The following is an 11,420-nucleotide window of genomic DNA, read 5'->3' on the forward strand; positions in this document are numbered from 1 at the left end:
CAACGTCTCCAGACGCGTCGACGGCGTGAACTTGAAAAATGCGCTTGGCCAGATCAAGGCCCACGGTGGTAATCTGCATGGCGGATGGCTCCTTAGCTCGGGTTGCCTGACAGCAAACCCACTGTGGCACTGTGATGCCGGGAGCGGGAGCCATCCACCTCATCTGCTTTCAGGAATCGACAAAAGTTGTCTCTACGACCGACATGAGGCGCAAAGCAGACCCGCCTTTGTGCACGCCGTTCTACGCCATAGCCCTCTCCCTTTTTGAAAGGTCTTTACTTCATAGGGGACATGGGCGCAGATCGGACTTGCCAGATCGGAGATGGAGAATGCCAGTTCAGCGGGAAGTGAGATACGGACACGAAGACAGCGAAAGTCGCCACCGAAACTACGCTAACGCCGCCGTTTGTATCCCTCACTCCCACTCGATTGTTTCTAACCCAGCTAGGTCATTGATCTAGCTGGGTTTTTTCTTATTTGTGACGCACAACGCCGACCCATGGGCCGTCAAAAAATTACGCTTTTGATTTTAAAGGGAAAATCGCCGCGAAAAATATCTTGAGGTTTCACCAACTATCGGGACCAATCGGGCGATTTTTTGCACTTTGCGGCGTTCGACGGCGCGCCCAAGCCGACTCGAAAAGTACCGTCACCGCTCCAATTAGGGCATTTCTTCGTTGCAAAATCAACGGTCATGGTGGGCCCTGAGGGACGTCATCTTTGCAACAAAAACAAACGGTTAGCTGGTGGTTAGCCCAACCATTTCCTTCGTATGTTCTCGTGTTCGGTGGCGAACCCAATAGTGAGGACTCCGAATGAGGCTCAGCCGACGCGTCGCGTTGTCGGAAGCAAAACAACGCTGACGGCATATGATTGCAAACACCTTGGTTGCGTGGACACACGACCACCGATACCGACATTCGCTTCGCAGCAACAGATGGCTGCAAAGGACGCGGTCTTGGCGCAGCAGTGCCGGCCACCGGCGGCTGCTCGGGTGCAGCATTGCTCCCGCTCTACGGACGAAGCAAATCCGAGAGGTTGTCTGATTTTTCTATTTTGTCTGTAAGGTCGAGCCCCGACAGGAGGTCGACCAGATGGCTGGTCATCAGCTCGGCTGCTTGGGAACTGCGCCCTGCTTCGATTGCATCGACCAGCGCGTGATGGGCGTGTTTCTCACAGGTCGCGTCGCGCCTTTTCCAATAGAGCGCTATGATGAGAGAAGAATGAGAGACAAGGTCGCGAACGAAGTTGGTGTACACCGAGTGTGCGGCGATCTCGGCGATGCCGACGTGGAAACGTGCCGACAGCATGATCGCCTCACTGTCCCGGCCGGCGTGAAGCGCCTCATGTTCCTTCTCGAGATGCCGCCGCAACTGCGCAATGTCGGATGACACTGCTGCCTTCGCGGCGAGCCAAGCCACCTTGGGTTCGATCAGCGCCCGTGCCTCGAATACCTCGCGCGCTTCCACCTTCGACGGCTGGGCCACGAAGGCGCCGCGGTTTGGCTCCAGCCGCGCCAACCGGTCATGAGCCAGAGCTTGCAAAGCGGCACGAATGACGGTGCGGCTCACCGAATAGATCGACGCCAACTCATCTTCCGGCAGCTTGGTGCCAGGAGCGAGACGATGGCTGACAATGGCATCTCTCAGGCCATAGTATATCGGCGACCAGCGGGCTGCCGGTTTTTCGTCGCGGTCTTCTTCCCTGAGTACTGTCAGCATGCTCTTCAACGCGCAGGCACGACCGTGCCAGATCTATCCCAAACCGCCTAACGGTCGCTGCAATCTAGTATGGCTTGCGCGGCGGTCAATCCCGGGACACAGGACCTCAATTCGTAAGGCCAGGCCCGTTCGGCGAAACAACGGCTTCGGCAGCGCCGGCCGGGGACAGCGATTCGTAGATGCCCGAGAACCGCTTGCCGCGGGGAGCAGCGTAGCCGCCGACTTTCGACGTCCGCAAACCAACTCTGAACAAGCTCTCTGCCAAGGCGACCGCGCAGGCGACACCGTCGAGTACGGGAACGCCGTGTTCCTGTGACAGGCTGCTTGCCAGATCGGCCATGCCCGCGCAGCCAAGAACGATCGCCTCCGCCCTGTCTTCGCTGATGGCGCGCGCGATCTCGTCCGAGATTCTGCAGCTGGCGTCCGAGCCCGGCAGTTCGAGATCGAGCACGGCAACCTCCGACGACCTGACTTTGGCGCAGCGCGACGCGAGGCCGTATTTCGCCAGATTGTGCTCGATCGCTGGAACGGAGCGGGCGAGCGTCGTCACGACACTGAACTTGCCGGCGACCAGGCTGGCAAGGTGGAAGGCGGCCTCGCCGATGCCGATGACCGGCGCCTCGGCGGCGCAACGTGCCGCGTCCAGCCCGGTGTCGTCGAAACACGCGATGACATAGGCGTCGACGGCCGCCGCCTTGTTCATTTCGGCGATGATCCCAGGAATGGCGAAGACTTCGTCGAAATAGCCTTCGATGCTCGGCGGACCGTCGCCGGGGTTCACCGAAATGATTTCGGTCCCGGCAGAAGCGACGCTCGCTGCGACCTTGCCGATTTTGGCGGTCATCGACGCGGTCGTGTTGGGATTGATGACGAGTATGCGCATGCGATCAGCCTCAAATCTCGCCGCCGAGATAAAGATGCTTGACCCGTTCGTCGGTCAGCAAATCAGCGGAGTTCCCATTCAGCGCGACGCTGCCGGTCGTCAGAGCATAGGCGCGTTGGGAAATGCGCAGCGCCATGCGGGAGTTCTGCTCGACCAGCAGAACGCTGACCTTCTCGTCGCGATTGATCGCTACGATCGAGCGGGCAATGTCCTGGACGAGCTTCGGCGCGACGCCCAGCGACGGCTCGTCGAGCAGCAGCAGGCGCGGCTTGGCCATCAACGCGCGGCCGATTACCAGCATCTGCTGCTCGCCGCCGCTCATCGTACCGGCGGCTTGCGAATATCGCTCCTTGAGGCGGGGGAAGCGGCCGAGCACCATCTCCAGCGAGGCGGCGATCTCGGCCTTGTCGGAGCGGGTGAAGGCGCCCATGAGCAGATTGTCCTTGACCGACATGTAGGGGAAGACGCGGCGTCCCTCCGGCACCATGGCGATGCCCATCTTGACGATGGCATCGGGGGCGGCACCGTCGATGCGTCGGCCGCTGTAGTGGATCTCGCCGGACTTGATCTTGCGCAGGCCGGTGATGGCGCGAAGGATCGATGACTTACCGGCGCCGTTGGCGCCGATCAGCGCGACAGTCTCGCCCTCGTTGACCTCCAGCGATACGCCTTTCAGCGCGTAGACGTGATCGTAGTAGAGTTCGACATTAGCGAATTTCAGGATCTGGTTCATAGGCCGATAGCCTCGTCTTCGCTGCCGAGATAAGCCTCGATCACCTTGTCGTTATTCTGGATTTCCGCCGGCGTTCCCTCTGCGATCTTCTCGCCGAAATTCAAGACGACGATGCGATCAGAAATCTTCATGACGGCAGGCATGTCGTGCTCGACCAGAAGGATGGTGAGGCCGAGCTCGCGCAACCGTCTAACCATCGCCACCATTCTCATCGTCTCTTCGTGGTTCATCCCGGCGAAAGGTTCGTCAAGCAGCAGGATCGACGGGTTCGTGGCGAGGCCAATGGCAATGCCGAGCGCCCGCAAGTGACCATGCGGCAAGTTTCGGGCGGTCTCGCCGGCGAGCGACGAGAGGCCAAGCAGCGCCAGAATCTCGTCGGCCGACATGCCGAAGGCTGCCTCGTCGGCCTTGGCCGCGCCGGTGCCGAGGAAGAAGCCGAGCAGGCTCGCCCTAGAGCGCAGATGGTGTGCGATGATGACGTTCTCGCGCACACTCATGTTCCTAAAGATCGTCGTTTCCTGAAACGTCCGGACGACGCCTTTGCGCGCGGCGATGTGCGGCGCGAGGTCGGAGATGCGCTCGCCCTTTAAGCGCACTTCGCCCGATGTCGGCCTGAGGAACGACGAGATCAGCTTGAAAAGTGTGGACTTGCCGGCTCCGTTGGGACCGATGACCGACAGAATCTCCTTCTCGCGCACCGAGAAGGAAATATTGTTGACCGCGACGAGACCGCCGAAGCGTTTCGTCAGAGCCGAGACTTCGAGCAGATCGGCCATGGCTCACCCCTTCTTCCGGGTCGTGGCGGCGAGGCTGAGTAGCCCATTGGGCAAGAACAGCATCAGCACGATCATCAAGGTCGAGTAGATCAGCAGCTGAAACCGGCCGGTCTGGAACAGGAGGTCCCAGCCGAAATAGAGCACCAGCGTGCCGAGCATCGGTCCGAATACGTAGCCGAGCCCGCCGAGGAAGCAGTTCAGCATGAAATTGACAGAGTCGATGACCGTGAAGCTCGACGGATAGATCGACTGCGAGATGGCGGCGAAGATCGCGCCGGCTACGCCGCCAAAGAAGGACGAGACGGCATAGGCGATGACGCGCAGATAGGCGATGTTGACGCCGATCGACGAGGCCAGCTCCTCGTTCTGCTGGAGCGACTGGCAGAGCTTCCCGACGCGCGAATGAACCAGCCGGTACACCACCGCGAAGCAGACCACCATGAGCGCGACCGCCAGTAGGTAGAAAGCCAGCCGAGGATTATGCAAGGTGGCGAAATCCGGGATGATGGTGAGGCCGAAGGCCGACAGCGCCCCGGGCAGCGGGATGCTGACCATGCCCTTGGCACCGTTGGTGATCGGCAGCGCCAGAGCCAGAAGCCGCGCGACCTCGGTCAGCACCAGTGTCACCATGGCGAAGTAGACGCCGCGCAGGCGCAGGATCGGCAGGCCGATAAGGACGCTTGCCGCCGCGCAGAACAGACCGGCGACCGGCAGCGTCGGCCAGAACGACCAGCCATGGGTCACCACAAGTATGGCCGAGACGTAGCCACCCATCAGCGCATAGGCGCCCTGGCCGATGTTAATTCGGCCAATGTAGAAGGTAAGCCACACGCCGGCACTGGCGATGCTGAGCAGCGCCACCGAGGTGAACGTATAAAAAAGGTCAGTCCGACCGCTCGTCGAGATCAGAACCGGCACGGCGACGAAGACGATCGCCAGAAAGGCGGCAACCGAGGCGATTTTCATGCTACGCGTCATGGCACCATCAACCCCACGGCTTGCCCATTAGCCCGTTGGGGCGGATTGAGAGGAACACCATCAGCGCGGCGAAGATGACGAGGTAAGTGACGTCGCCATATTCGCGCAGCATGGTGAGGCCGACTGACTCCATCATACCGAGGATGAAGCCGCCGGCGATCGCACCGCCGACGACGCCGGCACCGCCGATCATCACCATCATGAAGGCCTTGATCGAGATCGGTCCACCGATGCCGGAATTGACGCCGGTGATGGTGACCAAAAGGCCGCCGACGATGCCGGCCAGCATGGCGCCTATGGCGAAGCCGATCATCGAATAGCGGTCGACGTGGACGCCCATCAATTGCGCGGCGACCCGATCCTGGGCCAGCGCCCGCATGGCTCGCCCGACCCTGCTGTACTGCATGTAGAGGACGAAGGCCGCAATGAAGACCAGTGCGAGCACGCCGACGACCATACGGTCATAAGGCATGATGATGCCGCCCTCGTTGAAAACGCCTTTGACGATCTTGGGTACGCCGCGCTGCTTTTCGCCGAAGATGAGCAGGATGACGGCGTCGAAGAAGAAGGCCGTCGCAGCTGCCAGCAGCATTGTGCTTTCCTCGCGCAGACTTCGCTTGATGACGGTTCGGAAAAGATATTTCTCCATAAGCGCACCGATGACGGCGAGAGTGACGCCGGACGCCAGCAGGGCGACCACGAAGGGCAGCCCGAGCTGGCCGTATATTGTGTAGGTGATGAAGCCGCCCAGCACATACATCTGCCCGTGGGCAAAGTTGAGGACATTCATCAAGGCGAAGATGAGTGTGAGCCCCAATGCGATCAGCGCATATTGGGCGCCGAGGTAGAATCCGTTAGCGATGACCTGTTCCATGGACGCCTTCGATCTTCCGAGGGACCCGGAAACATGCCCCGGGCCCCCGGCAACGCGGGAGGAAACAACCGCTGGAACCTAACCCTAGTCGACCGTGCCGACGAAGAGGGTCTGGAAGGCACCGTCCTTGTACTCGTTGACCACCATAGGCACCGCGAGCTGGCGCTTCTGGCCGAAGGAGGTCGTGCCGACATAGCTCAGCTTGGCGTCGCCCTTCAGGTAGGGGTTTGGCGCCGAGAAGGTGTCGATGGTCTTCTTGAACTCATCGACATTGTCGATCGCAGCCGGGTTGGCCTTCAGCGTCTCGATGATGTATTCGAGCGCGTAGACCTTTGTGTTGGACTCGTCATTGTATTCGCCGAACATCTTGGTGTAGCGATCGACGAATTCCTTCATCGCGTCCGAGGCGATCTCCGGCGTGGAGGCGCCACCGACGGAGATGAAGCCGTTGGCGTACTCGCCGGCGCCTTCCTCCAGAACCTTGGCGTCCTGCGCCGTTTCGGTCGAGATCAGGCCCTCGAAACCGAGCTCTCGGGCGGCACGGATGAGCAACGGCGCGTTCGCTGGCGCGACGCCGGACAGCACAAGCAGGTCGGGCTTCAGTGCAACGATCGGCGTGATCACCGGCGTGAAGTCGCGGGTATCGTTCTGGTAAGTGTCGTTCTGGGCGACGATCTCGAGGCCGAGTGCCTTGGCCGCCTCGACGCCGCCGTCGCGCTGGCTCAACGGATCCGATTCATTGGCGGCGACGAAGGCTATCGTCTTCACGCCCTTGTTTTCCTTGAGGTATTTGTAGATCGCCGGGCCAGACTGATAGTTGGCGATCATGCCGAGCACGGCATTCGAAGCAGGCTTCTCGTAGAGCGACTTCGGGAAGGCGTAAGGGAAATAGATGATGCCGTTGGCCTCGGCGACCGGACGCACGGCGGCAGCACCGTCATCGACATTCGGCCCAACCACATAGTGGATGCCTTCCTGCGCCATCTTCTCCATGCCGGCGATGGCGCGCTTAGGGTCTTTCTGATCGTCGAAGGTGACGATGTTGATGTCGTAGGTGGCGTCACCGATCTTGACGCCGCCAGTCTCGTTGATCCAGGCGGCGCGCGTCTGCATTGAACGCACGTTCGAGGTGCCCCAGGCGGCAGCCGGACCGCTGGTGACGCCAACGAAACCGATCTTGAGTTCCTTGTTCTGGGCCTGCGCGGACGGCATGCCCGCGGCGGTCATAGCGAGAGCGGAGACGGCGCCAAGCACCATCGATTTGAGAGTCGAGCGTCGGTTGATCATTCTGGCATTTCCCCTTCTGGTTATCGCGCTTTGTGTTTTGCTCATCAGCTGCGCGGATACCCTAGGGGAAACCTAGATCACAAGATTGTCAACATCTTTCTTTGTTTTTGTATACAATCTCCGCAGCGATAAAGAGGACGCTTTGCAGGCTTGGCTTTTTGGCTGCAGCAGGGGCAAGGCCACTCAACTGCTCACCGTGGCGAAGTGGTCAGGCAAGGCGAGAAAGAACACGTTCTTCAGCCGCCGTACGACCCCTGCACGGAATTGCTCTTGTCGTCCGTTCCAGAGATGGACCCTGACTGGCTGAACTCAGTCATTGAACGGAGGGCTTCACAAGACAAACCCCTGATCTGATCTGCGAGCCAAACCTGCGTTTTGTCCGCGTATATTCGCCTCGCTGTCGACCACCTCCGCGCAAACGCCCGATTGCCGTATGAGGCTCGGGCCCGATCCTGCGTCTTCGATGAGGATGATGTCAGGTCGCGTTCAGCAGGCCGAAACACGGCAGCGCGATCAGCGCCGGGAACCCGACTGACGGAGGTCCGGTTTTTCATCGAAATCGAACTTGACCCTCTGGCGCGCATTATTCATTGCGCGCATTCTTCGAACCCGCCCTCACTTTCCCAGACGGGCGCACTGATCGCTAACGGGGACCGCGCTTCGGAGGATGTTCGCTCCCACCTTCAAGACCGTGATCGATGCCAAGAAAATCGAAGCGGAGGAACTTGCATCGAACGCAAGCCAACGGAGGAAAACGAACCATGAAACATGGATCAACAGAAGAACACGCAGTGAGGGTTGAACCTGCCGCTGGTCAGCGACCGATGTGGCAGGTGCGGAAGAGTTGAACTCCATACGGGCTTTCGAGCGAGGATATGCCCGCCGAGAATGCGCAACCTTACCCGGTGAAGTGGCCCGCGGCCTGCATCTCCGGAACCTCCTAACAACAGCAGCGTTTCTGGGGTTCAAGTCACCACCACAAGGAGCGCATTCCATGGGAAGCACGAGCGATAAGGCAGCGGGCCTCGCCAACCAGGCTGCCGGCAACATCAAGCAAGGCGTGGGCAAGGCCGTTGGAAACGACCGGCTGCGGGCAGAGGGCGAGATTCAGGAGGCAAAGGGCAAGGTTCAAAAGGCCGTCGGCGACGTGAAGGCCGCCGCAAAGGATGCCACCGATAAGGCCGCCGCCGTGATCAAGAAAAATCTCTAGCAGCGATTCGAGAGGCCAACGCGGTCGCTGGCTTCTCGATGGAAAGGCCGCAGGTGATCGGCCCGAATGCGAACGCGATTCAATTCGGTAGAGGTTGTTCGGTTCCGTGATGCCGTTTTTTGTCCCGGCGTTTCAGGACACGATGATGGAATGCAACGAAGCGGCGATGAGCAAACCGCACGCCCAGTTTTGCGAGAAATTGAAGGCACTCGGCGCTCGAAGTAGTCGAAAGCCATCGCTGACTGTCTGATGGCGGGCAATGTCTCACACTGAAGATCGGAGGTAAGCTCACCACGCAGGAGGCATAAAGCGGCATTTAAATAACCGCCTTACGCTCATTTTATCGTCCGCCACAATGTTACAAAGTGTGTGGACAGTCGTTGAAGTTACTAAAAATAATCAGAGTGAATCATCTCCCGCACGTCAATCAGCTTCCGTTTGAACGCCGAGGGCGACGCTCCCAAGCAGCGATCGGTTTCAGGCAAGCCTTCGACGCAGAGAGCGGCGGCAGTGCAGCCTCTATTTCGCCCTGCTCCACGCTCAGTTTGCAACCGCAAGCGACGCTTTCTTGCGGGCTGGCGGTCGCCGACGCAAGCGGCGTTTGGCGGCGCGTTTGAGCACAACCGGCGGCTCGTTCGACAGCGCGCCCAGCGCCGCGTCGACCATGCCGTGCCACGAAATCGGCATTGATGTCATTGGCCAACTTGGCGGCTGCCTCCTTGTCGTCGTTGCCGGCCTCCGACCAGAATACGATCCCCACCCGCAGCGCCGGCTTGGCGCTTCAATCGACGAACCAGAAAGCGAGCGTGCTTGACGGAATCCCGGTTCAGGAAGCCGACCACGGCGGTGTCGACAGCGTCGAGGTCAAGGCGGCGAATACTGGCGGGCTTAATATCGGCAAAAGCCGCCTTCGACACGGTCGCGCCCTGGACTTCGAGCACCTGCGCCACCATGGCGGCGGCGGCATCGTCGAGTTCGCCCCGCCCGCCGGTACAAAGCACCGACATGTCGGTGCCGTCCGGCAGCTCGATGGCGTTCTCACCCTCCCCGGCTGCCTCTTTTCCCGCATCCGCGCGCGCGTCCTCGGCCGCGGTCGGGTCATCTTCCTCGGCCGCTTCCTCCTGGGCGCTGTCGTCGAGATTTGCCACCAGCGTCTGGGCGCTGACGGCCACTTGCCGGAGTTGCTGGTCACCCATCACGCCGCGGACGCGGTCCTGCTCGCCGAGCAGAAGGGCGGGGATGGCAACCTTGTCGTAGAATTCGATCAGGTACTTCTCCTCTAGGATCTCCTCGGCGTGGTCGGTGGCTTCCTCGGGATCGCCGGCCAGCAGTCGCTGGTAAAGTCGGGCATGGGGGTCAAGCACGGGCTCGTTGCCGAACAGCACGTCGAGGAATTCGAACTGCGGCACGTGCCTGCCAAGCACGACAAGACAGACGGTGAGCGGCGTCGACAGGACCAGGCCGAGCGGACCCCAGAGCCAAGTCCAGAAGATCGCCGCGACAATGATGGCCAGTGGCGAGAGTCCCGTCCGCGAGCCGTAGAGCCAGGGCTCGACGACGTTGCCGGTGACCAACTCCATCACCACGAACAGCCCGGCAGTCCACAGCACGAGGGACCAGCCAGGTGCCACGGCGAGCGCCAGGAACAAAGGCAACAGCGCGCCAATGACCGGACCGATATAGGGAACGAAGCGCAGCGTCAGCGCCAGCAGGCCCCACAACAGCGCATTGGGAATGCCGAGGATCCACAGCCCGATCGCAATAGGTATGGCGTAGACGCTGTTCACGACCAATTGCATGAGCAGATATTGGCCGACCCGCTTGCCGGCATCCTGAAGCGCCTCGGTGGTGCGGTGCAGGTCGCCATAGCCGACAAGCCGTATGAAACGATCGCGCAAATCCTCGCGCTCGAGCAGCATGAAGATGACGACGACGATGATCAGTCCGGCGGACGCCAGCGGGCTGATCAGCGGACCGATCAGATTCTGAAGAACCTGGAGCGGCCTTTCGCGCGCGATAATCTCGACAGGCACCGGCTCGCGCTTCGGCTTGTCGGCGGCGGGCAGCGACGGTTCCTGCCGGTCGATCTCCTGGCCGACGCGCTCGATGACCCCGCTCAGTCTGGCAATGATCCCTCCTCCTACCACTGTTTCCTTGAGCGAGCGGATCTTGGTCAGGATGTTTGTCTGGTAGACCGGAATGTTCTGCGCCAGCTCGCTGACTTGCGTGGCGACAATGAAGGAGAACAGAGCGAGTGCTGCGAATGCAGCCAGCACACTGACAATGACCGCAGGAAGGCGGGGAATACCGGCTCGTTTGAGGGCGGAAACGACGGGTGCAAGCGCAAAGGTCAGCAGCAGTGCGAATGCGATCGGCAGGAAAACCTCGCGCCCGAAATAGAGGGCGGCAACCGCCGTCACGACGGTCGCGACGGTGGGCAACGACATGCGCGGTTGAGCCGCGGCCGCGGAAAGGATACCCGGCAACCCGGGCTCCGACGGCTGCATGCCGTTTCGACGACCAGTCACCACTTGATGCCTCCACCCTGCGAAGGTCATGATCAGGTATATTTAGTCGACGCGCAATGTTTGCGTTCCACAGGATAGTGCTGCCTCAGAAGGGTTCGCACGCCACCCGGGTGGTTCCTCGCGCATGGGCAACTCCATGTCATCGCGGCGATCAAGTAGCCGCGTACAATGCGGTCCACCTCGGCGAAGTGACGCTCGGCAATGCCGTGGTCTTCCCTAGACTGTATGTGGAGCTGTAAACCCTCGCACACCCTTGTCGGCGGCTTCGTTGTTGCCTAGTTGTGGGCCACGGGCCGAGTGAACTGGAACCGCCACGGACTATGCGCGGGCAAGACACCGTCCGCCTTGAGGCTGATTGGTTATGATACCCCTCGGCAAGCCAATTGAGCAGATCCTTGGGATCGGCGCCCTCCTGCTGTTGTCGATTGGT

General features: G+C 60.6%; 8 protein-coding genes and 1 pseudogene. 1 reads left to right on the forward strand and 8 read right to left on the reverse strand.

Annotated features, from left to right (window positions below; translation table 11 throughout):
- Nucleotides 1–1,013: 1,013 nt before the first annotated feature.
- The 7 genes from ACFX5Q_RS34310 to ACFX5Q_RS34340 form a co-directional block, all read right to left on the reverse strand.
- Complete coding sequence (locus tag ACFX5Q_RS34310) at nt 1,014–1,721, reverse strand: GntR family transcriptional regulator (RefSeq protein WP_404284981.1); 708 nt, start codon at nt 1,719–1,721, stop codon at nt 1,014–1,016.
- Nucleotides 1,722–1,827: 106 nt separating this feature from the next.
- Nucleotides 1,828–2,604 (reverse strand): aspartate/glutamate racemase family protein, encoded by a 777-nt coding sequence (locus ACFX5Q_RS34315; RefSeq protein ID WP_404284969.1) that lies wholly within the window; start codon nt 2,602–2,604, stop codon nt 1,828–1,830.
- A 10-nt stretch (nt 2,605–2,614) separates the two neighbouring features.
- Nucleotides 2,615–3,337, reverse strand: coding sequence for an ABC transporter ATP-binding protein (locus ACFX5Q_RS34320; RefSeq protein ID WP_404284971.1), 723 nt, complete (start codon nt 3,335–3,337; stop codon nt 2,615–2,617).
- A complete protein-coding gene (locus ACFX5Q_RS34325; RefSeq protein ID WP_404284972.1) occupies nt 3,334–4,113 on the reverse strand; it encodes an ABC transporter ATP-binding protein in 780 nt (259 codons plus the stop codon). Before ACFX5Q_RS34325 ends, ACFX5Q_RS34320 begins: the two co-directional genes overlap by 4 nt.
- Nucleotides 4,114–4,116: 3 nt before the next feature.
- Complete coding sequence (locus ACFX5Q_RS34330) at nt 4,117–5,091, reverse strand: branched-chain amino acid ABC transporter permease (RefSeq protein ID WP_404284974.1); 975 nt, start codon at nt 5,089–5,091, stop codon at nt 4,117–4,119.
- A gap of 7 nt (nt 5,092–5,098) precedes the next feature.
- Nucleotides 5,099–5,965 carry a branched-chain amino acid ABC transporter permease gene (locus tag ACFX5Q_RS34335; RefSeq protein WP_404284975.1) on the reverse strand — a complete coding sequence of 289 codons (867 nt, stop codon included), beginning with the start codon at nt 5,963–5,965 and terminating at the stop codon, nt 5,099–5,101.
- An 84-nt stretch (nt 5,966–6,049) separates the two neighbouring features.
- Nucleotides 6,050–7,252 carry an ABC transporter substrate-binding protein gene (locus ACFX5Q_RS34340; RefSeq protein ID WP_404284977.1) on the reverse strand — a complete coding sequence of 401 codons (1,203 nt, stop codon included), beginning with the start codon at nt 7,250–7,252 and terminating at the stop codon, nt 6,050–6,052.
- A gap of 994 nt (nt 7,253–8,246) precedes the next feature.
- Here ACFX5Q_RS34340 and ACFX5Q_RS34345 point away from each other — a divergent pair.
- Entirely contained in the window at nt 8,247–8,462 is a 216-nt protein-coding gene (locus tag ACFX5Q_RS34345; protein ID WP_404284979.1) for a CsbD family protein, read from the forward strand.
- Nucleotides 8,463–9,002: 540 nt separating this feature from the next.
- Here the strand turns inward: ACFX5Q_RS34345 and ACFX5Q_RS34350 are convergent.
- Nucleotides 9,003–10,969, reverse strand: a pseudogene (locus ACFX5Q_RS34350) (AI-2E family transporter).
- Nucleotides 10,970–11,420 lie beyond the last annotated feature (451 nt).

The organism is Mesorhizobium sp. IMUNJ 23033, assembly GCF_044778005.1.
GTDB lineage: Bacteria > Pseudomonadota > Alphaproteobacteria > Rhizobiales > Rhizobiaceae > Mesorhizobium > Mesorhizobium amorphae_A.